Below are 21,975 nucleotides of genomic sequence, written 5' to 3' on the forward strand. Positions count from 1 at the left end.
GGAACGGCTCGCCAGGGCAGATCGTCGATGAACTGGCGACCTGGTACGAGGAGTACGCCGCCGATGGCTTCAATGTGCTGTTTACCCATTTGCCGGGAGCCATCGAGGATTTCGTGCAATTGATCACCCCGCAGCTGCAACGCCGGGGCCTGTTTCGCCAGCGCTACACGGGACACACCCTGCGCGAACACCTGGGGCTTGCGCGAGTGGAAAACCGATTTTTCAGTCATCGGGGCAATGGCTGAATCGCGCAAAGAGTCTTTACTTTCAAGGCGCAACGCCCATCGATCAACGCCCATCAATCAACGCAAGGAACAACAGCATGTCCGGATGGTATGAGTTGAAGAAAAGCAGCAACGGTCAATTTCGTTTCGTGCTCAAGGCGGCCAACGCCGAGACCATTCTCACCAGCGAGCAGTACACCACTCGCGCGGCCGCGGAGAACGGCATTGCCTCGGTGCAGGCCAACAGTCCCCTGGAGGAGCGCTACGAGCGCAAGAGCACCAAGGACGGCCAGCCCTATTTCACGCTGAAGGCGGCCAATCACCAGATCATCGGCAGCAGTGAAGCCTATTCATCGGAAGCGGCCCGGGACAAGGGCATCGCCAGCGTCAAGGCCAACGGTCCGAGCCACAACATCAAGGACCTGACAGCCGTTTGAACCCGGTTCGGTAATACCTGAGGCCGCTCGGCCTGATCAGGGGCAAGGCCGCACGGCTGCGCCGCCATTTGCCCAGCTGAAGCTTGTCGCCCGTGATGGCGGCAAGCTTTGGTTCGAGCCCCTGGCGGACGCCAGCCGATTGGCGACTGAATTATGGCGAAATGATATTACTTGCTTTATCCTCCGCGCCCGTCACCGGGCGCTCGGCATGCCAGGCACCTTGGGTGACGTTATCGATCATTGTCCAAGGGATCTGCGACCTCATGATTCGCCCTCTCGTATTACTCGCTGCGCTGCTGGCGCTGAGCGGTTGCTACAGCCTGCCTTCCACGAAAATCGCCGAGAGCATGCGCCCGGATTCGCAGTCGGGGGTGGCCTATGTGGTGGGCGTGGTGGGCATCTGGCCGAAGGCGGTGCACACCGCCAACGAACAGATGCTGCTGATTCGCCCACGGGGTGGTGAGGGATTCGCCTCGGCACGCTTGTACAACCAGATCTACGGCCGCACGCCACGGGATGTGCGCGAGACCTGGCACGGCATCGGCAGCCTGTTCGTGATGCCGCTCAAACCCGGGCGCTACGAGATCTACAACCTGCACTTCGACCGCGGCAATGCCACCGCCTGGAGCCGCGAAGACTTCTCCATTCCCTTGGAACTGGAAGCCGGCAAGGCCTATTACGTCGGTGATTTCCGCGCCGGCTGCCTGTCGGCGGCAGGGGCCAAGTGCGTGTTTCTGCACAGTGACCACCTGGAGCGCGACGCCGCCCTGGTACGCGCCAAGTACCCGCAGGTGCCGAGCCTGCAGCGGGTCGATCTAGAGAAGATGGAAGACGTCACGTCGTTGATCGTCAAGGAGCAGGGGCCCAAGGCGTCGATGCTCAAGGCCATGCTGTCGGGGGATCTGTAATGAGCAGTCGGTTGTGGTTGTTGCTGGTGCTGATGCTGGGGCTTGGCGGTTGCCAGACCAGCCATAGTCTCAAGCCGGCCGAGGTGGATTATCAGCAGCGGTTGCCGGCGATCAGCGTCAGTGTGATCGGGCCCATTCCCGGCGGCCTGATCCGTGACGAATTGCGTCGTCGCGGCACCTTCGAGCAGGTGCAGTCGGGGTTCAGTGTCGATGGCTACAACGTGATCGTGATGGCCAACAGTGATTACTTTGGCTGGCAGAACATTCCCATGGGGCTGCTCAGTGCGATGACCTTGTTTATCGTGCCGGGCCGGGCCACCTGGGACAGCCAGGTGATGTTCCATGTCAGCCGTGGTGACCAGCCGCTGGCCAAGTATCGGGTCAGCAATCAGACCCGCTCCTGGCGCGGCTGGGCCAATCCCGATGGTGGCCAATACCAGCATGTGCGGCGCATCACCGACGACTTCATCGCGCAGATGTTGCAGGACCCGCAGTTCAAGGCCCAGGCCCCTGTGGTGCAGAACAGTCACTGAGCCACGCGTGAACGCGGCCCATGCCAAAGCCCGGACGGTGTCAGCCGCCCGGGCTTTTTTGTCAGGGCTTCAACCCAGGGTCTGCAGCAGCGCCTGCAACTGTTGGCGTGCGCCCTCGTTCAGGGCAAACACCGGCCGGCGCGGCTCGCCGGCGTTCAGTCCGGCCAGTTCCAGCCCGGCCTTGACCGTGGCCGGCAAGCCGCCCTTGAGGATGAAGTCCAGCAGCGGCAGCTGGCGGTAGAACAGCTCCCGGGCTCGTTGCAAGTCATGCTCCAGCACGGCCTGGTACAGATCGAGATTGAGCTGGGGGATCAGGTTCGCCGCCGCCGTGCACCAGCCGCGGGCACCGGCAGCGAAGGCTTCCAGGGCCAGGGGGTTGCAGCCGTTGTAGAACGGCACCTGGCCTTCACCCAGCAGGTGCAGCTTGTGCATGCGCTGGATGTCGCCGGTGCTTTCCTTGACCAGGGTGACGTTCTCCACGGTGTGGAAAATCTTCAGGATCAGTTCCACCGACATGTCGGTGCCGCTGGTGGCCGGGTTGTTGTAGAGCATGATCGGCACGCCGATGCTGGCGCCGATGGCCTGGTAGTGGGTGAGGATCTCGGCTTCGCTGAGTTTCCAGTAGGAGGTGGGCAGCACCATCACCACGTCGGCGCCCTGGGCTTCGGCAAAGCGCGCGCGGCGGATGGCCTTGGCGGTGGTCAGGTCGGAGACGCTGACGATGGTCGGCACGCGCTTGGCGACGTGGCGGATGCTGAACTCGGCGACCTGGTCCCATTCCGCGTCGCTGAGGTAGGCGCCTTCGCCGGTGCTGCCCAGGGGCGCGATGGCGTGGACGCCGGCGTCGATCATGCGGTCGATGGAACGCCCGAGGGCGTCCAGGTCCAGGCCTTCGCCATGGGCGCCGAAGGGGGTAACGGTGTAGCCGATGATGCCGTGGATATCGGGTGTGGACATGGTGCAACTCCTAGCAAGGCATAAGGGGGAATCAGTTCAGGCAGTCGGCGTGTTTTTTCAGGTTCTGCCGCGCGTAGTAGTTGAAGGCGGCGCCGTGGCGCTTGGGCTTGGAAATCCAATCGTGGGCTTCACGACCCAGCTCCGGGAGGATCGGCTTGATGGTGCCGGCCGCCATGGCCAGCAGTTGCAGCTTGGCTGCGCGCTCGATCAGTTGGGCGATGACGCAGGCTTCCTCGATGCTGGCCCCGGTGGACAGCTGACCGTGGTGGGAAAGCAGGATCGCGCGTTTGTCGCCCAGGGCCGCGGAGATGATTTCGCCTTCTTCGTTGCCCACCGGCACCCCGGGCCAGGCTTCGAGAAAGGCACAGTCCTCGTACAGCGGGCAGAGGTCCATGTGCGATACCTCCAGCGGCACTTCCAGCATCGACAGCGCGGCAACGTGGGTCGGGTGGGTGTGGATGATGCAGTTCACGTCCGGCCGTGCGCGGTACACCCAGCTGTGGAAGCGGTTGGCCGGGTTGGGCATGCCGTGGCCTTCGAGGACTTCCAGGTCTTCGTTGACCAGCAGCAGGTTGCTGGCGCTGATTTCATCGAAACCCAGGCCCAGTTGCTGGGTGTAGTAGGTGCCGGGCTGCGGACCGCGGGCGGTGATCTGCCCGGCGAGGCCCGAGTCGTGACCGTTCTCGAACAGAATGCGGCAGGTCAGGGCCAGCTTTTGCCGGTCGGTCCACGTATTATCCGCCAGGGTGTTTTGCATCTGGGTCAGGGCTTGCTTGATCAGTTGGTCCTTGGGCAGTGCTAATGTCTTGGCCATATCGGGGTCCTTGGTGAGGCTGCAATGGACGTCGGGTCTGCACTTCACCTGTTACTTGCAAGGTCGTTGGGTGAATGCTTATGACACTAAAGAGGCTATATGACACTTTGTGTCATTGGCAAGCGCCAATCGTTGTTTTCTAGATGGATTAATCGCTCCACATGTCTATCCGTTTGAAATTACTGAGAAAAAAACTTGGCGTGACCCTGGAGGCCCTGGCCGAGAAATCCGGGATGACCAAGAGCTACCTGTCGAAAGTCGAGCGCGGGTTGAACACCCCGTCGATCGCCGCCGCCTTGAAGCTGGCCAAGGCGCTGAACGTCAAGGTCGAGGAACTGTTCGCCGAGGACAGCATCAGCCTGGACAGCTACAGCCTGGTGCGCAGCGATGAGCGCCAGTCACTGGCGGCCAACGACCAGACGCCGGGATATGCGGTGCTGGCCCATCAGGTCAGCGAGCGCAACCTGCTGCCGTTCATCATCTACCCGGCCAAAGAGTTCAGTGACAAGACCTTCAAGGAACACCTGGGGGAGGAGTTCCTGTTTGTCCATGAAGGCCAGGTGGAAGTGGACTTCATGACCGAGCGGGTGATTCTCAACCGTGGCGACGCGCTGCACTTCAATGCCCAGAAGCCCCATCGCATCCGCTCCCTGGGCGACGAGCAGGCGCAGCTGCTAGTGGTGGTACACAGCAACGAAGAATGAGCCCTGTAGCCGCTGCCGCAGGCTGCGAACGGGCCGCAGGCCCGCAACGATCCCAAGGACGCCCAAGCCCCTGCGGTGCTTATCGCAGGCTGCGCCAGCGGCTACACAAAGCCTGGCGTGTCCCCATCTGTAGCCGCTGCCGAAGGCTGCGAACGGGCCGCAGGCCCGCGGCGATCCCAAGGACGCCCAAGCCCGGCGCAATCAGCGTTCCACGGGCACCGACAGGGCCGGGTTGCCCAGGGCGTGGGTCTTGGAATCGAAGAAGCGCAGGTTCAACTCCAACCCTTCGAACAGCTTGGCGTAGTGGCGCTTCTGGTGCTGGATGAACGCCGCGCTGCGCGGGTAGATGGAGATCGCCAGGGTCGTGACGGCCGACTGGCGGATCGCCTGCACCAGGTGCTGGTCCTGGGGCCCCAGGTTGTGGCCGAAGATGCACAGGGCGCCGCTGTGGTCTAGCAGTTGCTGGTAGCAGAACGACAGGTAGTCCGAGCTGCGGATGGTCTTGAGCTTGTCCGCCAGGGGCCCTTCGCTGACGAACAGCGGCACGTCATCCAGGGTCTTGAGGGTGTTGTTGATGGCGAAGCTGCCCAGCAGGGTGCCTTCGGTGGAACTCAGCTTGCGCGCGCTGCCGTCCAGGTTGCGCACCAGGTGCAGGCCGCCGTGGAGGTAGAGCAAGCGAGTAGCGGCGCTGGAGGTGGTGCCCAGTGCGAAGGCCGGATCGGCGCCGTGAAACAGGTCATCGATGCCTTGGTTGTCGTGCTGCACCGCCCAGTAGTTGAGCAGGTCGTAGTTGCTGGTGAACACCGTGGGATAGCGTCGCAGTTCCTGGTTGATCGCCGCCAGGCTTTGCGGCTGTACCAGGCGCCAGGGGATGTGCACCGCATGCACGGTGTTGATCAGGGCTTCCTTGATGGCGTAGTAGCGGTTGCGCGGCGCCGCCGAGCTGACCGCCAGGGCCTTGTTGACCCGGCTGGTGGTTTTCAACGCGCCCAGTACCTGTTCGAAGCTGCGGGTCTGCAGGGCTTCGAAGACGCTGAGCTCGGACTGGCTCAGGGGCTTTTCTTCCACTGTGCGAGCGTTTTCGAACAGCGAGTCGTAGGCAAAGTCTTCCCAGACGGCACGGCTGGCACCGTTGCCGATCAGCAGGCCATTGAACGGTGTGCTCGTGCCCAGGGCGTTCCAGTCTTCAAGTTCGGCGTCAAATTCCTGGAAATCCGTCATCGCGGTCATTGGTCTCAAGGCAGAAGGTCATCAGGGCGCCGACTTTATCACGACCGACCCTTGAGCCAGATCAAGAACGCCCGTGACCGATGAGTCGATCCTGTCGGGCAGACATGAATCGACACCCCGCATTGGGCATTCGCCTGGAGACTTCCTCATGAGCAGCACCTTCTTCATCCCAGCCGTCAACATCATGGGCATCAATTGCCTGGACGAGGCCATGAGCGCCATTCGCAATTATGGGTTTCGCAAGGCGCTGATCGTCACCGACGTCGGCCTGGCCAAGGCCGGGGTGGCAGGCATGATCGCCGAGAAGTTGGCCATGCAGGACATCGATTCGGTGATCTTCGATGGCGCTAAGCCCAATCCGAGCATCGCCAACGTCGAGCAAGGGCTGGCGCAGTTGCAGCAGTCGCAGTGTGATTTCGTCATCTCCCTGGGCGGCGGCTCGCCCCATGACTGCGCCAAGGGCATTGCCCTGTGTGCAACCAACGGCGGACACATTGGCGACTACGAAGGGGTCGACCAGTCGAGCAAGCCGCAACTGCCGTTGATTGCCATCAACACCACCGCTGGCACCGCCAGCGAGATGACCCGCTTCTGCATCATCACCGACGAGTCGCGCCACGTGAAAATGGCCATCGTCGACCGCAACGTCACGCCACTGCTGTCGGTCAACGATCCGGCGCTGATGGTGGCGATGCCCAAGGGGTTGACCGCCGCCACCGGCATGGACGCCCTGACCCACGCGGTGGAGGCCTATGTGTCCACCGCCGCCAACCCGATCACCGATGCCTGTGCGCTCAAAGCCATCAGCATGATCAGCGCGAACTTGCGCCAGGCGGTGCACGACGGCAGCGATTTGCTGGCCCGGGAGAACATGGCGTATGCGCAGTTCCTCGCCGGCATGGCCTTCAACAACGCTTCCCTGGGCTTCGTGCATGCCATGGCTCACCAGTTGGGTGGCTTCTATGATCTGCCCCATGGCGTGTGCAACGCGGTGCTGTTGCCCCATGTGCAGAGCTTCAACGCCAGCGTCTGTGCCGAGCGCCTGACCGATGTGGCCCACGCCCTGGGGGCGGATATTCGAGGCTTCAGTCCGGAGGAGGGGGCCCAGGCGGCAATCGCGGCGATTCGCGCTTTGGCTCGGGACGTGGAAATCCCTGCCGGTTTGCGGGAACTGGGCGCCAAGTTGCAGGACATTCCACTGCTGGCGGCCAATGCCCTGAAAGACGCCTGCGGCCTGACCAACCCGCGTCCGGCGGAGCAACGGCAGATCGAAGAGATTTTCCGTAGCGCGTTTTGAGGAACGGGTAGGTCCATTTCGCTGGCAAGCCAGCTCCTACAAGTGAAGCGTTCACCAACGTGCCGGGGGCTGACGGCGGGTATGGAAAATTCGCAGAATCTGTAGCCGGTCCCCGCGCACCCGGTAGGGAATCAGGTAAGGCCAGCCCGGCACTACCCATTCCCGGGTGCCGGGCAGGCGGCCTTCGCGGCCACTTGAGGGGAACCGGGCCAGTTGCTCGATACTGATCAACAGCGCCCTGACAAATTCCCCGGCGGCCCGGGGATCGTCCTGGGCGATATGACGGGCCTCAGCGTCCAGGTTGTTCAGGGCGCTGCGTAGCCATTCAATGCGCATTGTCGGTCCACTTGCCGGCGATGGCCGCCACTTCTTCGGCACTGGCGAAGTCACCTGCGTCGGCCTCGTTCAGGGCCTTCTGGATTTCCTCGATTTGCCAGGCTTCCCGCGCCAGGTATTCACGCAGGGCATCCACGGCGAGAAACGACTTGCTGCGTCCGGTGGCTTTTGCCAGCAGGGCCAGAGTTTCAGCAAGTTCATCGGGTAAGCGCAGGGACATGATGGACATGGCAGTCTCGTTGTAGTGGTGTGTAATACAACATATTACCTCGTCATACCCTAGCCCAGGTCCGGCCATTCGTCAGGCCTGCAGTTGTTACAAGGCAAGGTCACTCCCACGCGCGTGCTCCCAGCGTTGAAAGCGTCGACGGGGCAGAGGATAGTGCGACCTGAAATCGCGCTGTATCCGCCTGTCACAAGGAGTCGTGAATGTTCCGTCGCTCTTCTTTGATCCCGCTTCTGGGCAGCCTGGCGCTGCTGGCCGGCACCACATCCGTCGCGGCCCAGTGCCTGCCGCCGCCACGCAACGCCGAGGTTCCGGGCTTTTCCCTGTGCAAGGACTGGCCGGCCTTTGACGACCAGAGCATCAGCCTGCTGTCGGAACAGGTCCCGGACCCCAGCGACACCGGCAACGGTGACGGCACCTACAACCTGCAACTGGCGGTGCTGGACCGCAACAGCGGCAAGCCCCTGGCCAGTTACAGGCAGCCTGTGGCTTTCGTCTCCGACGCCTTCCGCCTGGAAAGCGTGAAGCTCGACACCGGGCGCTTCCAACTGGCGCCACAAGTGCGGGCCTTCGGGGTTCGGGCCGGGTTCGAGGGCTCGTCCCGGGTCAACCCTTTCAATCAGATCTGGCTCAGCCTGTATGTGCGCGAAGGCAGCACCCTGCGCCCGGTGCTGGAGAAGTTCCTGGCCCATTCCTACAACGGCGAATGGGATGGCCAGTGCGCCGGCGAGGGCACTGAAACCACGCGTACCCTGGAGATCGCCAAGACCCGCAGCCATGGTTATGCCGACCTGATCGTGCGTTCGGTCAGCGTCAGTACCCGGAGCGAAAAAGGCGGGGAGGAGTGCCAGTCCAAGTCCGTGACCGCCAAGCCGGTGCTCATCACTCTGCATTACGACGGCCAGCGTTATGTGCTGCCCAATGGCTACAGCGGTATCTGAGGGAGTTTTGATGAAGTGGCTTGAATCATGCGGCCTGGGCCTGGCCCTTTGTGCCGGGTTGGGGGGTGTCACGGCGGCGCAGGCGGGGTGCGACAACACGACGGGGGTTCCCGGAGAGTTCTATGTCTGCAAGCCCTGGCCCGCGGAGCCGGAGCTGAGCATCAGTGCCCGGGCGACGCCCATGCCCGGGAGCCAGGCTGGCGACGTCAGCAGCTACAGCCTGGACGTATCGCTGCAGGACATCGACTCCGGTTGGACCCTGGCCAGCAACTACAAGGATTCTGCTCTGTTCTCCGATGCCGTGGCCCTGCTGGGGCTGCAGATCGACACCGGGCGCTACCGTTTGAATAAGGACAGTAATCGATGCTCACCGGCCTCAATCACCTGACCCTGGCGGTCAGCGACGTGCCCCGCAGCCTGGCCTTCTATCACTCGCTGTTGCAACTGCGTCTGGAGGCCACCTGGGATGCGGGAGCCTACCTGTCACTGCCGGGACTGTGGCTGTGCCTGTCCCTGGACCCGCAACGGCAGGCACCGGCAGTTGCCGATTACACCCATTACGCCTTTGGCGTCGGCGCTGCAGATTTTGCAGCGCTGGTCCAGCGCCTGCGTGAGGCGCGAGTGCCGGAGTGGCGCGACAACCGCAGCGAGGGCGCGTCGTTTTATTTTCTCGATCCCGATGGGCATCGACTGGAGGTTCATGTCGGTGACTTGGCTTCGCGATTACGGGCCTGTCGCGAACATCCTTACGCAGGAATGCGCTTTTACCCCGCCGACTGAGGCGCCGCTACCGGGAAGCAGCTGACGAAAGCCGCTGGTGGCAAGGTGCCTTGATCGTGCAGAATCCGCGAGATTCGTTCTGTGCCTGGCGTTGCCGTGAGGTGCATCCGTTCTGGAGTCTTGCTGATGACCTCATCGCTGTTGCTGGCTGTTATCGCCTCGGGTTTCATTTACGCGATCACCCCCGGGCCCGGGGTCCTGGCGGTCTTCGGTATTGGCGCTTCCCGTGGTCGACAGGCTGGCGCAGGGTTTCTCTGCGGGCACTTGCTGGGGGATGTGGTCTGGTGCAGTACGGCACTGATCGCCATTGTCGGCGCCCGGGAAATCGGCAGCGACGCCTTCAACATTCTCGGGGTGCTCAGCGGTCTGTACCTGTTCTGGCTGGGGCTGCGGGCGATCGCAGTCGTGGTGGCAATGGTGATGAGCCTCAGGGAGCAGCGCGCAATCCGTTCTGGCACGGGATCATCTTCGGCCTGACCAACCCCAAGGCTTATCCGGTTGCGGTGGCGACGTTCACCGCCTTGCTGTCCAGTCGTGCGGAGCTGCTCAGCTGGTCCATGCTTCCCGGCCTGATTGCCCTGAGCTTCCTGGGCGGCCTCGGCGCTTACGCTATTCTCATCGGCGTGGTGGGTGCGCGGCAGGTACGCAGTTGGTATCAGCGTCACGAGCTGGCGATCACCCGGGTCTGCGGGGTGATGTTCATCGGTTTCGCGATCAATGCCCTGCTGCATGCGGTGCCGGGGCTGATCGGCAACAAGGCATAACGCCGCTCGCGGAGTGCGAGGGTGGTGTTCAGCCGGTGTTCGTCACTGGCTGACCGGGCTCAAGGGATGGGTACTCAGTGCATTTTTCATGGGTAGTAGCTTTCTCTGATGGCAACCAAGAACTCCGCGCCTCTGGCGAGTTTCATCGATCTGCTTCTGGACGTCGTGTGCGCCGTAGATAGCCAGGGTCGTTTCGTATTTGTCAGTGCCGCCTGCGAGCGGGTCTTCGGCTACACCGCCGATGAACTGATCGGCCGGCCGATGATCGAGCTGGTGCACCCGGCTGATCGTGAGCGCACCCTGCAGGCCGCCCGGGAAATCATGGGGGGCGTGCCCAAGCCCAATTTCGAGAACCGTTACCTGCGCAAGGACGGGCGGGTGGCGCACATCCTCTGGTCGGCGCGCTGGTCGGAAGTGGACCAGTTGCGCATCGCCGTGGCCCGGGACATTACCGAGCGCAAACAGGCCGAATCGAAACAGGCGGCGTTGTATGCCATTTCCGAAGCCGCCCACGCCACCGAGGACCTGCTGGTGCTGTTCAAGCATGTGCATCGGATCATCGGTGAGTGGCTGCCGGCACTCAATTTCGTTCTGGCGCTGTACGACGAGCGCAGCGATAGCCTGAACTTTCCTTATCACGTCGATGACTGCGAAAACAGCCCGGAACTGCCCGGGACCCTGATCGGGCGTTTCTGCGCGCAGGTGCTGCGGCACGGCCAGTCCTTGCTGCTGGCGCCGGAGTGTCCGTTGAGCCGGGATTTGTGGAACCAGTTCGCCGTCGTTCAAGGTCCTCGCTGCTGGTTGGGCGTGCCACTGAATTCGCAGAAGGGCACCATCGGCGTGCTCATGGTCAAAAGTGCACCCGGTGCCCAGGGCTACGGGGAGGCAGAGCTGGAATTGCTGCAGTACGTCAGCGCCCAGCTCGCCGCGGCCATCGAACGGGCGCAATTGCATGCGCGCCTGCATTACATGGCTGAGTACGATCAACTGACTCACCTGCCTAACCGCGAGCTGCTGCGCGAGCGCTTGCGTTCAGCCCTGGCTCGGGCCCGGCGCGACTCGGGACGCATGGCCTTGCTGTATGTCGACCTGGACAAGTTCAAGGAGGTCAACGACACCTGTGGGCATGCTGTAGGCGACATGCTGCTGCAAGCGGTGGCCAATCGCCTCAAAGGCTGCGTACGGGAAACCGACACCGTGGCACGCATGGGCGGCGATGAATTCGTGGTGCTGCTGGAGAGCGTGCAGCACAGCGACGATGCCCAGCATGTCGCCGAGAAGATTCGCCGCGCGCTGAACGAACCGCTGCGCCTGGATGGCCATTCGCTGAATATCCTGCCGAGTATCGGCATTGGCCTGTACCCCGAGCATGGCCTGGAAGAAAAACAGCTGTTCAAGCACGCCGATGAGGCGATGTACGCGGTCAAGCGCGAGCGCAAAAGCCGCTCCAGCGCCTGAGGTCCTGGCCAGGGGCGAGGCTCTGCTTCTGGCCTGAACGACTCGCCATTCGTCGTTCCACTGGCGATTTTTCTAAACCTTTGCGGCTTCGGGTTTTCCCTATGCAGGCGGGTGCTGTGGCTCCCGCCGTACTGACTTGCAAGAGGAGACTCCCAGCATGAACCCCATGGCCACCATCCTCGGTCGTGCCGGCCTGGCCCTGTTGCTCGGCCTTGGTGCCAACAACGCCCTGGCCCAGTCCCCCGCGGCCTTTATCGACGACGCCTCGGCCAAGGGCATGGCCGATATCGAAGCCAGCCGCCTGGCGCATCGGCACACCTCGTCCAGGGCGGTAAAGGAATACACCATTCAGGTGATCAACGATCGCACCACGGCCAACCAGCACCTGGCCAAAATCGCCAGGCAACTGGACCTGCCGGTGGCCCCCCGAGAGCAGGTCATGGACCAGGCCAAGCGCTTGATGCCGCAGCTACCCGAGGGGACGGATTTCGACCGCGCCTATGCCGCCAACCAGATCAAGGCCACTGAAGCGGCGATCCGACAGATCCAGCAACAGGCGCAAACCAGTAACGTGCCGCAACTCAAGGCCTTCGCCGAGGAAACCCTGCCCAAGCTGGAGAACCACCTGCAAATGGCCAAGGCCATCCAGGCCGGACGTCATACCGAGCGTATGGATGGTTGAGTGATGATCAGCCACTCCTGATCGTTGGAGGAGCGCAAAGCGGCTGTTCAGCGTTCCTCCCGCACCTCTGTCTGTTTATGAGACTTGCTGATGCATCGTTGGATGTCGTCTGCGGTTTAGTGCTGCCCGTGACTGAAGTGCGCCTCACTTGATGTGGATGTCTGTCTTGGTGACGGTTTGTGTCTAGTATCTACTGGCGGTCAAAGTGCCAGCACGCTAACTCACGGATCGGTATCAGTCAGAGGTCGCTCATGGAATTTTTCGAAAAACTAACCAGTCTTGCTGCCAAGGTGCGTTTGCAAGGCGCAGCCATTCAAACTGAAGAGGCAACGAAGAACGCTTTCGTCATGCCCTTTATCAATACGGTTCTGGGTTATGACGTCTTCGATCCCATGGAGGTGACCCCTGAATTCGTCTGTGATGTTGGAACCAAGAAGGGCGAGAAGATCGATTACGCGATCATCAAGGATGGCGAGGTGCAGATACTCATCGAGTGCAAGAAAATCGGTGAGCCGCTGCACATCAATCATGCTTCTCAGTTGTTTCGTTATTTTCATGTCACCAGTGCGCGTATTTCCATTCTTACTAATGGTCAGGTCTACAAGTTCTTCACCGATCTGGATGCGCCGAACAAGATGGATGAAAAGCCCTTCCTTGAACTTGATCTGCTGGATATCGACGAATACTCCGTCCCTGAATTGATCAAGTTGACCAAGTCGGCGTTTGACGTTGAATCGGTTCTTAGTGCGGCGGGGGAGTTGAAGTACGTCAGCCAGATCAAGAAGGTCATTGCGTCTCAGGTGAGCAAACCCGACGACGACTTGGTGAAGGTTTTTGCGTCCCGCGTCTATGAAGGTGTGATCACTCAAAAAGTGCGGGAGCAGTTTTATGAATTGACCCGCAAGGCGCTCGGTCAGTTTCTCAATGACCAGATCAATGATCGTCTCAAGTCGGCAATGAGTGGCTCCAGCCAGGTGGTCATTAATCAGCACTCGGCACCTATCAACGATGTGCAGGAGACCACTGAGACGGACGGATCTGAGGAAAAGATCTTCACTACGCTGGAGGAGCTGGAGGCGTATCACATTGTGCGGGCGGTGGTGCGTTCAGTGGTTGATGCCAAGCGTATTGTCCAGCGCGATACCCAGAGCTACTTCGGTATTTTGCTCGACGATAACAATCGCAAGCCCATCTGCCGTTTGCATTTCAATCGAGCCCAGAAGTACATCGGCATTTTCGACCAGGACAAAGTCGAGACACGTCATCCGATCAGTTCCGTCGACGAAATCTACGAGTATGCGGATCACTTGAAGAAGACTGTGGGTTATTACGAATAGGCCTTCCGTGCGCTGAGAACTGCACTGTTGCAGCTCATGTGGCGGCGGAACTCGCCACATGAGCAAGGCGCTCCGCTTTTTGCTTACACCTCAGAACATCCCTTCGCACAATAAAACAGGATTGTGCTGGAGCCGCTGAGCCTGTGGGCTTAACGTGGCCCGGGTCAGGCGGCGCATGGCGCGTCGCGAGGCTCAAGGAGGTAGCAGATGGTGCAGGTGCCCAGCGCGTCGATCATCGATCTGTATCACCAGGCGGAAGACTATTTCTTCGTTTCCATCTCGCAGTTCCATCGGCGCTTCGGCGCCGATCTGAGTGCCTATTGCACCGGGCTTGAAGCCAGCAGCCTGAATCTGTTGATGATGAAGGACCGGCCTGGCGACAACAGCCAGCAACTGGCCGAGGGCGTGGCGTTCCTGCAGCGCACCGGCATGCCGTTCTGTGTGGTGATCCCTCAGGCGCAGGTGTCGCGGGTCAGTCTGCAGTTGCAACAGCAGCACCTGATGGCCGCGGACAAGACCACTTGCATGGTGCTGGATCTGGCGACCTACGAAGTGCAGGAGGGACTGGCTCCACTGGCGGATGTGCGTTGCACCGATGAGTATCTGGAGGATTGGGGGCTGCCGGTGCAGAGCGCGTTCGAGCCCGATGGCGGAGGCATTGAGCTGTACCTGGAGCGGCACCGGGCGGCGTTGCTGGACGGCAGGGCCCTGCGCCATTTCACTTTGTATGTCGACCAGCGGCCGGTCAGTGCCCTGACGCTGTCCCTGGGGCCGGGGGTGGCGCGGCTGGATGATATCGGCACTTTGCGGGAGTGCCAGGGGTGGGGCTATGCCACGGCGCTGATCCACTCGGTGCTGCGCCTGATCCAGGCCCAGGGCGCGAAAATCTGTGTGCTCGAGGCCTCTCTCGACGGCCTGTCGATCTACCGCAAGGTCGGCTTCACGGGCTTGTTCGACTACTGCACCTTCTGCCAGGCGTAAGTCCTGGCTACGTCGTGGCGTTGAGCCGGAACTGCCGTGGGCTGAGTCCGGTCAGGGACTTGAACTGCCGGCTGAAGGCGCTGTGATCGGTGTAGCCGCATTGCAGTGCCACCTCGGTGATCGGCTCCTGGGTCAGCAGTAGCCGTGACGCGTGTTCCAGGCGTGCCTTGTGGATCATCTGCCGGGGCGTGAGGTGGAAGATGCGCTTGCAGTAGCGCTCCAGCTGCGCCGTGGACAGGTTGGCGATGCGGGTCAGGTCCTGCAGGCGGATGGCTTCGCTGTAGTGCTCGCGGATATGCCGGTCCACGGCCGCCAAACGCTCGTAGGCCGGATGGGTGTCACGGGCTGCCTGCAGGTCCAGGGAGATGCCGGCCATGCCGATGATCTGTCGGTCGTGTCCATACAGCGGCAGTTTGTGGGTCAGGCACCAGCCGGGTTCGCGACTGCCGTACAGGTGCAATTCCAGTTGGCCCTTGATGGTGATGCCCTGGCGCAGCACGCGCTGGTCCTGCTCGGTGTAGACCGGGCCGAGCACCGCCGGAAAGACTTCGGCGGAGGTCTTGCCGAGCAATGGCCGGATGTTCTTGAAGCCGCAGCGCTGGGCCAGGGTCAGATTGGCGATCAGGTAGCGGGCCTGCAGGTCCTTGATGAAGAACACTGCGCTGGGAATGCAGTCCAGCAGGGGGGTGATCGGGGCCATGCTGGCCAGCAGGCTGTTGATGTCCCCGAGGGATTGGGCGGCGATGGCCCTGGGCAAGTGGTGGAGCTGTGCGCTATCGATCATCGTCGGCCTCTCTCTAGGGGGCTTGGGGGATGGATCTGTGTCGATAAAGCCAGGGGGTACAAAAGGGCTGTGCAAGCTGGCCGGGTGTTCCCGGCCAGGGTGGGTTCAGGGGCTCAGTCTGCGGCGTCGTGGCAGGTCTCGTCGAGCATCAGGGTGGCGAGCCGGGCCGGCACCAGCGGCGTTCGCGGGGCGACTGTGGGCCAGTTGAACAGGCGCTGGGCGGCGCTGGCGCAGACCCGGCCCTGGCAGGCCCCCATGCCGCACCGGCTGTGCAACTTGGCGCTGGGCCAATCGGCTGCCGCCGCCACCGCAGCGTAGGGCACATCTTCGCAACGGCACAGCAGCGTCTCGGGTCGGGCCAGTTCGAGGATCTGCGGTTGCAGCTCGAAGTGACGCTGCAACTGCGTGGCAAAGGCCTGCCAGTGCTGGCGCTGGCGGATCAGGCCGGCGGCGCGGGCGCTCTGGCCGCTGGCCACGCAGCCGGCAATCTCGCCTTCGATCAGGGCCAGTTCGCTGCCACCGATGCCGGTGCATTCTCCGGCGGCAAGGACCTGGGGCAGGCTGCTGCGCTGCTGCTGGTCGACCGCGATGACGCCGTGTTCCAGGTGACAGCCCAGATGGCTGGCCAGACGGGTATTGGGCACCAGGCCGAAGCCGCAGGCCAGGTAGTCGCAGGGGATTTCCTCGCTGCGCCGGCCCTGGCGGATGCGTACTCCTTGCAGGTGCCGGTCCCCCAGGGCCTCCACCACATGGGCGTTGCAACGGTAGGCCGGGGTAGCCAGCTTCAGGGCCTGGGCCAGCTTGCTTGGCCAGCGCCACAACTGGCCGGCGAAACCCAGCACGGAGGCTGCGGTGGCCTGTTCCATTACCCGCACCACGCGGGCGCCGGCCTGGCGCGCGGTGGCGGCGCTGGCCAGCAGCAAGGGGCCGCTGCCGGCGATCACCAGGGTTTTACCATTCACTTGCAGGCCATTCTTCAGCAGGGCCTGCAGGCCCCCGGCACCGGTGACCCCGGGCAGGGTCCAGCCGGGAAAGGGCAGCAGCAGCTCCTGGGCGCCGCAGCACAGGATCAGCTGTTCAAAGTCCACCTGCCAGGCCTGTTGCGCGTCCTCCAGCAACAGGCGTTGCGGGCCCAGCGCGGCGATGATGCGGGTGGCGCTGAGGTAGCGCAGCGCCGGGTGCTGCAGGATCTTGAAACGCTCGGCCTGGAGGGCGGTGGGCGGGTGCCCGGGGCCATTGCGCCAGATCTGTCCGCCGGGCCGTGGGTTGTCGTCGATCATCAGGATCGAGGTGGCGCTGTGGCTGGCGGCCTGGGCGGCGGCGAGCCCCGCCGGGCCGCTCCCGACTATGATGATCTGGCAGTGCAGGCGTTGGGCGCTCATTGGCTGCGCTCCACTTGCATGCCATCCCGGCACAGGGTCTGGCAGGCCAGTTGACGGCGACCGTCGATGGTCATCCGACATTCCTGGCAGATGCCCATGCCACAGAACGGCGCTCGTGGAGCACCGCTGCAGGCGGTGCGGGTATAGGGCACGCCGCTGTTGGCCACAGCGGCGGCCACCGTGAGGCCGCCGCGGACCTCCAGCGCTTGCTGATCCAGGTAGATGATCACGGGCATTCTCCAGTCAGGGCGGCGAAGCGTCCGGGCAGATAGGAGCGCGGGTCGATTGCCGGGCATTCGCAGAGCATCAGGTCCACCAGCAGCCGTGCGCTGCCGGGGGCGGTCGTCACGCCCAGGCCTTCATGGCCGACGGCCAACCACAGGCCCGGCTGTTGCGGGTGTTCACCCAGGATCGGCAGGCCGTCCGGGGTGGCGGCGCGAAAGCCGGTCCAGGCGCGGATGCCGTTGAGCGCTGCCAGCTCCGGCAGGTATTCCACTGCCCGTTGCAGCATGGGCGCCAGCACGGCCGGTTCGACCTGTGGATCGAGGGTGTCGAACTGTCGGGACGAGCCGATCAGCAACTGGCCGGTCGGACGCGGCTGGACGTTGAAGGCCACCGAGGTGCCGTCACTGGCGTGGGCACTGGCGGCGTAGCCCAGTTCGACCAGTTGATGCTGGACCTGTTGTGGGTAGCGGTCGGTGATCAGCAGGTGGCCCTTTTTCGGTCGCAGGGGCAGGGCCGGCAGCAGTTCCCGGGCGGCGAAACCGTTGGCCAGCAGCACCCGTGGGGCGCGCAGGACCCGGCCGTCGTCCAGCTCCAGCTGATCGCCGGCCACCCTACGCACATGGCCGCACTGGCGCTGGATCAGTGGATGGTTGCTGAGCATCCAGTGGGCGGTGGCCGGGGCGTAGAGAATGCCGTCTCCGGGGATCTTCAGGGCGCCGCCCAGGCCCGGGCGTAGCATCGGCTCCAGCGCTGCCAGTTGCGGGCCGTCGAGCAGTTGGCCGGTGACGCCGTGGTCTGCCAGGGTCTGCTGCTTGGCTCGCGCCAGGTCCATTTCCTCGCGGTCGGCGGCCAGCCACAGGGTGCCGCAGTTGCGATAGGCGCAGGCCTCGGGCAGACGTTCGCGCAACTGCCGCCACAGGCCGATGGAGTAATGACTCAGGGCCAGCTCCGCCGGATTGTCGTCCATGGCCACCAGATGGCCCATGCCAGCCCCGGTGGCGCCGCCACGGGCGTCGTCCAGCACCTGCACCCGCAGGCCGCGGCCGGCCAGTTCATGGGCGCAGGCGGCACCGATGATGCCGGCGCCGACCACGATCACGTCGGCCTCGCCCTGGGCATTCACGAGCCGATGCCCCAGGCGAACGGGTCGCTGTCATCGAGCAGCAGGGTCGCTTCGGCGCTGATATGGGCGCTGCCACGCAGGGTGGGAATGATCCGCTCGCCGGCCTGCTCGTAGTGGGCGCTGAACTGGCTGCCGATGACGCTGGCCTGGCGCCAGGTCTGGCCCGGAGCGAGCTTGCCGTCTGCGGCCAGGCAGGCCAGCTTGGCGCTGGTGCCGGTGCCGCAGGGGGAGCGGTCGTAGGCCTTGCCGGGACAGAGCACGAAGTTGCGGCTGTCGGCCTGTGGGTCGTCGGCGAACAGTTCGATGTGGTCGATGACTTCGCCCTCGGCCCCGGTCACCCCGGCGGCTTCCAGGGCCTCGCGCACGCGCCAGGTGAATTGGGTCAGGGCTTCGACATTGTCCAGGACAATGTCCTGGCCGTGATCGCTGATCAGGAAGAACCAGTTGCCGCCCCAGGCGATATCGCCATGCACCGTGCCGTGCCCCGGCACTTGCAGCGCCACCTGGGTGCGGTAGCGATAGGCGGGGACATTGCGCACGCTCACCGACAGATCGTCGTGCAAGGTGGCCTCCACCGTGCCCACCGGGGTTTCGATGCGGTGCACGCCGTAGTCGATGCGTCCCAGGTGGTACAGCGAACGCACCAGGCCGATGGTGCCGTGGCCGCACATGCCCAGGTAGCCGCTGTTGTTGAAAAAGATCACGCCGGCACAGGCATCCCCGGCCTGTGGCTCGCAGAGCAGGGCCCCCACCAGCACGTCGCTGCCCCGGGGTTCGAGGACGCAGGCGCGGCGCCAGTGATCGTGCTGGCTGCGCAGGGTCTGCAGGCGCTCGGCCATGGAGCCACGGCCCAGCTCGGGAAAGCCGTCGATCACCAGGCGAGTGGGTTCACCTGCGGTGTGTGAGTCGATCACGGTTATTTTTTTCATGGCGGCACCTGACGGGAAAGAGCTACAGAGTGGCCTTGGCGGGGGCGGCGTTGCTTGTGGGTTTTCGCTGTGGCAGGTGACGAAATCAGCACAGTCTCGCCATGACCGCTGTGGCGCTGGAGCCGCAATGGGGTGAGGGGCGAGTGTGCCGATTTCGTCTCTTGCAGGGGCGAAAAGCCTCAAGCTGCGAGGGGGATAAAAGGCGACTCTGGTCTGGGTTTTCAACGTCAGTCGGCCCGGCCGACCTCAAACAAGGACAAGATCATGAGCCGTAAAGCCATCCAATGGAGCGGTGTATTCCCCGCTGTGACCACTCAATTCAAAGCCGATTTCTCCCTCGACCTGCAGGCCACCCACAAGGTCATGCGCAACCTGGTGGACGACGGCGTATCCGGCCTGGTGGTGTGCGGCACCGTGGGGGAAAACACCTCCTTGAGCACCGCAGAAAAACTGTCGGTGATCGAAGTCGCCAAGGACGCCGCCGGCGGTCGGGTGCCGGTGATCGCCGGGGTGGCCGAATTCACCACCGAGTTCGCCCGCCATACGGTGCGCGAAGCGGCTCGGGTCGGGGTCGATGGGGTGATGGTGATGCCGGCTCTGGTGTACTCGGCCAAGCCTCATGAAACCGCGGCGCATTTTCGTGCGGTGGCCACCGGTACCGACCTGCCGGTGATGGTCTACAACAACCCGCCGATCTACAAGAATGACGTCACCCCCGAGGTGCTGATCGCCCTGCAGGACTGCGAGAACATCGTCTGCTTCAAGGATTCCTCCGGCGATACCCGGCGTTTCATCGACCTGCGCAACGCAGTCGGCGATCGCTTCGTGCTGTTCGCCGGTCTCGACGATGTGGTGGTCGAGAGCGTGGCGGTGGGGGCCGAGGGCTGGGTCTCGGGCATGTCCGTGGCCTTCCCCAAGGAGGGTGAGACCCTGTTCCGCCTGGCCAAGGAAAAACGCTTCGAGGAGGCCCTGGCCCTGTACCGCTGGTTCATGCCGCTGCTGCACCTGGACGCTCGTCCGGACCTGGTGCAGTGCATCAAGCTCTGTGAAGAACTGGTGGGCCGTGGTTCGTCCATTACCCGGCCGCCGCGTCTGGCGCTGCAGGGTGAAACCCTGGCCGAAGTCAAAGCCCTGGTCGCCAAGGCCCTGGCCACGCGCCCGAGCCTGCCGGACGTCGGCCTGTAGAAACGGGCCTGCAGGACTTGGTCGGGTGCCCTGGGTGGGGGCACCCGCTTCTGCAATACCCCATGTGCTGCAAGCGTCGAGCGGCTCCGCCGACGTGACATTCGACTTGCCTATTCCAATAACCTCAAAAAAGGCGCAGCCCCATGTCAGGCAAAGGCAAATTCAAGAAACAACTCTCTCTGGTGGACCTGACCTTTATCGGTCTGGGTGCGATCTTCGGTTCCGGCTGGCTGTTCGCGGCCAGCCACGTTTCGGCGATTGCCGGGCCGGCGGGGATCTTTTCCTGGCTGCTGGGCGGGTTCGCCGTGCTGCTGTTGGGCATCGTTTACTGCGAGCTGGGGGCCGCTCTGCCCCGGGCCGGTGGGGTGGTGCGCTACCCGGTGTTCTCCCATGGCCCGCTGCTGGGCTACTTGATGGGGTTCATCACCCTGATCGCCTTTTCCAGCCTGGTGGCGATTGAAGTGGTGGCGGCCCGGCAATACGCCGCAGCCTGGTTCCCGGCGTTGACCCATGAAGGCTCCAGCAACCCGACCATCATCGGCTGGCTGGTGCAGTTTGCCCTGTTGTGCCTGTTCTTCTGGCTCAACTACTACAGCGTCAAGACCTTCGCCAAATCCAACAACTTCATCAGCCTGTTCAAGTTCATCGTGCCGCTGCTGGTGATCGCGGTGCTGTTCACCTTCTTCAAGCCCGACAACTTCCATGTCCAGGGTTTTGCCCCGTTTGGCCTGTCGGGGATCGAGATGGCGGTCTCGGCGGGGGGCATCATCTTCGCCTACCTGGGGCTGACGCCGATCATCTCCGTGGCCAGTGAAGTGCGTAATCCGCAACGCACCATTCCCATCGCGCTGATTCTCTCGGTGCTGCTCTCGACCTTGATCTACGGCCTGTTGCAACTGGCCTTTCTGGGCAGCATTCCCACGGAAATGCTGGCCAACGGCTGGAGCGGCATCAGCAAGGAATTCTCTCTGCCGTACCGCGACATTGCCTTGACCCTCGGGGTCGGCTGGCTGGCCTATCTGGTGGTGGCCGACGCAGTGATCTCCCCCAGTGGCTGCGGCAACATCTACATGAACGCCACGCCGCGGGTGGTCTACGGCTGGGCCCGGACCGGGACCTTCTTCAGGGTTTTCACCCGCATCGATGAAGAGTCCGGCATCCCGCGTCCGGCGCTGTGGCTGACCTTCGGCCTGTCGGTGTTCTGGACCCTGCCGTTCCCCTCCTGGGAGGCGCTGATCAACGTGGTGTCAGCGGCCCTGGTGCTCAGTTATGCGGTGGCCCCCATCAGCGTCGCGGCGTTGCGCAAGAGTGCACCGCAACTGGCGCGGCCGTTTCGGGTCCGCGCCTTTGCAGTGCTGGGCCCGGTGTCCTTCGTGATCGCGGCATTGATCGTCTACTGGTCCGGCTGGGGCACGGTGTCCTGGCTGCTGGGGCTGCAGATCCTGATGTTCGTGATCTACCTGCTGTGCAAACGCCTGGTGCCCACCGACCACCTGAGCCTGGGCGAGCAGGTGCGCTCATCGCTGTGGCTGATCGCCTTCTATGGGCTGACCATTGTCATTTCCTACCTGGGCAGCTTCGGCGGCATCGGCGCCCTGACTCATCCCTACGACACCCTCACCGTCACCCTCATGGCCCTGTGCATCTACTACTGGGGCGCCAATACCGGAGTGCCCAGTGCCAAGCTGGTGCTGGACGGCGATGAGGTGGAATGACCATGACCACTTTCATGCAGACG

The 21,975-nt window shown here is 63.1% G+C and carries 24 protein-coding genes and 2 pseudogenes; 16 read left to right on the plus strand and 10 right to left on the minus strand.

Annotation, left to right across the window (positions count from 1 at the left end):
• Window positions 1–5 precede the first annotated feature (5 nt).
• The 4 genes and pseudogenes from PQT43_RS03265 to PQT43_RS03280 form a co-directional block, all read left to right on the plus strand.
• Window positions 6–245: pseudogene (locus PQT43_RS03265) on the plus strand (nitrilotriacetate monooxygenase); the annotation flags it as partial.
• A gap of 77 nt (window positions 246–322) precedes the next feature.
• Window positions 323–661 (plus strand): YegP family protein, encoded by a 339-nt coding sequence (locus PQT43_RS03270; protein WP_102878679.1) that lies wholly within the window; start codon window positions 323–325, stop codon window positions 659–661.
• Between the two features lie 263 nt (window positions 662–924).
• Window positions 925–1,569, plus strand: a complete 645-nt coding sequence (locus tag PQT43_RS03275) for a hypothetical protein (RefSeq protein WP_110595044.1) — start codon at window positions 925–927, stop codon at window positions 1,567–1,569.
• The gene (locus PQT43_RS03280) at window positions 1,569–2,102 is read left to right on the plus strand and encodes a hypothetical protein (RefSeq protein WP_272753490.1); all 534 of its coding nucleotides are present in this window, start codon (window positions 1,569–1,571) and stop codon (window positions 2,100–2,102) included. The genes PQT43_RS03275 and PQT43_RS03280 overlap by 1 nt, the downstream gene beginning before the upstream one ends.
• 69 nt (window positions 2,103–2,171) lie before the next feature.
• Here PQT43_RS03280 and PQT43_RS03285 read toward each other — a convergent pair whose 3' ends face one another.
• Together PQT43_RS03285 and PQT43_RS03290 are read right to left on the minus strand one after the other, a co-directional pair.
• Window positions 2,172–3,059 carry a dihydrodipicolinate synthase family protein gene (locus PQT43_RS03285; RefSeq protein WP_170002652.1) on the minus strand — a complete coding sequence of 296 codons (888 nt, stop codon included), beginning with the start codon at window positions 3,057–3,059 and terminating at the stop codon, window positions 2,172–2,174.
• 31 nt (window positions 3,060–3,090) lie between these two features.
• The gene (locus PQT43_RS03290) at window positions 3,091–3,873 is read right to left on the minus strand and encodes an aldolase (RefSeq protein ID WP_102878683.1); all 783 of its coding nucleotides are present in this window, start codon (window positions 3,871–3,873) and stop codon (window positions 3,091–3,093) included.
• Between the two features lie 161 nt (window positions 3,874–4,034).
• Between PQT43_RS03290 and PQT43_RS03295 the strand changes: the two genes are divergently transcribed.
• The gene (locus tag PQT43_RS03295) at window positions 4,035–4,577 is read left to right on the plus strand and encodes a helix-turn-helix domain-containing protein (RefSeq protein WP_110651880.1); all 543 of its coding nucleotides are present in this window, start codon (window positions 4,035–4,037) and stop codon (window positions 4,575–4,577) included.
• A gap of 201 nt (window positions 4,578–4,778) precedes the next feature.
• On the opposite strand, the gene PQT43_RS03300 is transcribed toward PQT43_RS03295, so the two are convergent.
• Window positions 4,779–5,798: a DUF4917 family protein gene (locus PQT43_RS03300; RefSeq protein ID WP_102861727.1), complete on the minus strand. Its 1,020-nt coding sequence runs from the start codon at window positions 5,796–5,798 to the stop codon at window positions 4,779–4,781.
• Window positions 5,799–5,955: 157 nt separating this feature from the next.
• Between PQT43_RS03300 and yiaY the strand changes: the two genes are divergently transcribed.
• Window positions 5,956–7,104, plus strand: a complete 1,149-nt coding sequence (yiaY, locus tag PQT43_RS03305; RefSeq protein ID WP_102878685.1) for an L-threonine dehydrogenase — start codon at window positions 5,956–5,958, stop codon at window positions 7,102–7,104.
• Window positions 7,105–7,155: 51 nt separating this feature from the next.
• On the opposite strand, the gene PQT43_RS03310 is transcribed toward yiaY, so the two are convergent.
• Complete coding sequence (locus PQT43_RS03310; RefSeq protein ID WP_110595048.1) at window positions 7,156–7,440, minus strand: type II toxin-antitoxin system RelE/ParE family toxin; 285 nt, start codon at window positions 7,438–7,440, stop codon at window positions 7,156–7,158.
• Window positions 7,430–7,669, minus strand: coding sequence for a CopG family ribbon-helix-helix protein (locus PQT43_RS03315; RefSeq protein WP_092320301.1), 240 nt, complete (start codon window positions 7,667–7,669; stop codon window positions 7,430–7,432). Before PQT43_RS03315 ends, PQT43_RS03310 begins: the two co-directional genes overlap by 11 nt.
• 200 nt (window positions 7,670–7,869) lie before the next feature.
• On the opposite strand from PQT43_RS03315, the gene PQT43_RS03320 reads away from it, so the two are divergent.
• The 8 genes and pseudogenes from PQT43_RS03320 (at window position 7,870) to PQT43_RS03355 (ending at window position 14,609) form a co-directional block, all read left to right on the plus strand.
• The gene (locus PQT43_RS03320) at window positions 7,870–8,607 is read left to right on the plus strand and encodes a hypothetical protein (protein WP_272753491.1); all 738 of its coding nucleotides are present in this window, start codon (window positions 7,870–7,872) and stop codon (window positions 8,605–8,607) included.
• Between the two features lie 10 nt (window positions 8,608–8,617).
• Complete coding sequence (locus PQT43_RS03325; RefSeq protein ID WP_272753492.1) at window positions 8,618–8,995, plus strand: hypothetical protein; 378 nt, start codon at window positions 8,618–8,620, stop codon at window positions 8,993–8,995.
• Window positions 8,971–9,387, plus strand: a complete 417-nt coding sequence (gene fos, locus PQT43_RS03330) for a fosfomycin resistance glutathione transferase (RefSeq protein ID WP_272753493.1) — start codon at window positions 8,971–8,973, stop codon at window positions 9,385–9,387. Before PQT43_RS03325 ends, fos begins: the two co-directional genes overlap by 25 nt.
• A gap of 126 nt (window positions 9,388–9,513) precedes the next feature.
• Window positions 9,514–10,151 (plus strand): annotated as a pseudogene (locus PQT43_RS03335) (LysE family translocator).
• A gap of 108 nt (window positions 10,152–10,259) precedes the next feature.
• Window positions 10,260–11,609 (plus strand): sensor domain-containing protein, encoded by a 1,350-nt coding sequence (locus tag PQT43_RS03340; RefSeq protein ID WP_267269511.1) that lies wholly within the window; start codon window positions 10,260–10,262, stop codon window positions 11,607–11,609.
• A gap of 157 nt (window positions 11,610–11,766) precedes the next feature.
• Window positions 11,767–12,291, plus strand: a complete 525-nt coding sequence (locus tag PQT43_RS03345; RefSeq protein WP_272753494.1) for a DUF4142 domain-containing protein — start codon at window positions 11,767–11,769, stop codon at window positions 12,289–12,291.
• 251 nt (window positions 12,292–12,542) lie between these two features.
• Window positions 12,543–13,628, plus strand: a complete 1,086-nt coding sequence (locus PQT43_RS03350; RefSeq protein WP_102861564.1) for a type I restriction endonuclease — start codon at window positions 12,543–12,545, stop codon at window positions 13,626–13,628.
• Window positions 13,629–13,835: 207 nt separating this feature from the next.
• Entirely contained in the window at window positions 13,836–14,609 is a 774-nt protein-coding gene (locus PQT43_RS03355) for a GNAT family N-acetyltransferase (protein ID WP_272753495.1), read from the plus strand.
• Window positions 14,610–14,616: 7 nt separating this feature from the next.
• Here the strand turns inward: PQT43_RS03355 and PQT43_RS03360 are convergent, their stop codons facing one another.
• The 5 genes from PQT43_RS03360 to PQT43_RS03380 all read right to left on the minus strand — a co-directional run bounded on the left by PQT43_RS03360 (window position 14,617) and on the right by PQT43_RS03380 (window position 19,052).
• Window positions 14,617–15,393: an AraC family transcriptional regulator gene (locus tag PQT43_RS03360; protein ID WP_102861566.1), complete on the minus strand. Its 777-nt coding sequence runs from the start codon at window positions 15,391–15,393 to the stop codon at window positions 14,617–14,619.
• A 113-nt stretch (window positions 15,394–15,506) separates the two neighbouring features.
• Window positions 15,507–16,775: an NAD(P)/FAD-dependent oxidoreductase gene (locus tag PQT43_RS03365; RefSeq protein WP_272753496.1), complete on the minus strand. Its 1,269-nt coding sequence runs from the start codon at window positions 16,773–16,775 to the stop codon at window positions 15,507–15,509.
• Window positions 16,772–17,005, minus strand: a complete 234-nt coding sequence (locus PQT43_RS03370) for a (2Fe-2S)-binding protein (protein ID WP_102879082.1) — start codon at window positions 17,003–17,005, stop codon at window positions 16,772–16,774. The genes PQT43_RS03365 and PQT43_RS03370 overlap by 4 nt, the downstream gene beginning before the upstream one ends.
• Entirely contained in the window at window positions 17,002–18,123 is a 1,122-nt protein-coding gene (locus PQT43_RS03375; protein WP_272753497.1) for an NAD(P)/FAD-dependent oxidoreductase, read from the minus strand. The genes PQT43_RS03370 and PQT43_RS03375 overlap by 4 nt, the downstream gene beginning before the upstream one ends.
• Window positions 18,120–19,052 carry a 4-hydroxyproline epimerase gene (locus PQT43_RS03380; RefSeq protein ID WP_272753498.1) on the minus strand — a complete coding sequence of 311 codons (933 nt, stop codon included), beginning with the start codon at window positions 19,050–19,052 and terminating at the stop codon, window positions 18,120–18,122. Before PQT43_RS03380 ends, PQT43_RS03375 begins: the two co-directional genes overlap by 4 nt.
• A 264-nt stretch (window positions 19,053–19,316) precedes the next feature.
• Here PQT43_RS03380 and PQT43_RS03385 point away from each other — a divergent pair, with 264 nt between their 5' ends.
• Window positions 19,317–20,237 (plus strand): dihydrodipicolinate synthase family protein, encoded by a 921-nt coding sequence (locus PQT43_RS03385; RefSeq protein WP_102878696.1) that lies wholly within the window; start codon window positions 19,317–19,319, stop codon window positions 20,235–20,237.
• A 143-nt stretch (window positions 20,238–20,380) separates the two neighbouring features.
• On the plus strand, window positions 20,381–21,952 hold the full coding sequence (locus tag PQT43_RS03390; protein WP_267269516.1) for an APC family permease: 1,572 nt from the start codon (window positions 20,381–20,383) through the stop codon (window positions 21,950–21,952).
• The last annotated feature ends 23 nt before the right edge of the window (window positions 21,953–21,975 follow it).

The organism is Pseudomonas sp. BLCC-B112 (genome assembly GCF_028550695.1).
Classification (GTDB): Bacteria; Pseudomonadota; Gammaproteobacteria; order Pseudomonadales; family Pseudomonadaceae; genus Aquipseudomonas; species Aquipseudomonas danubii.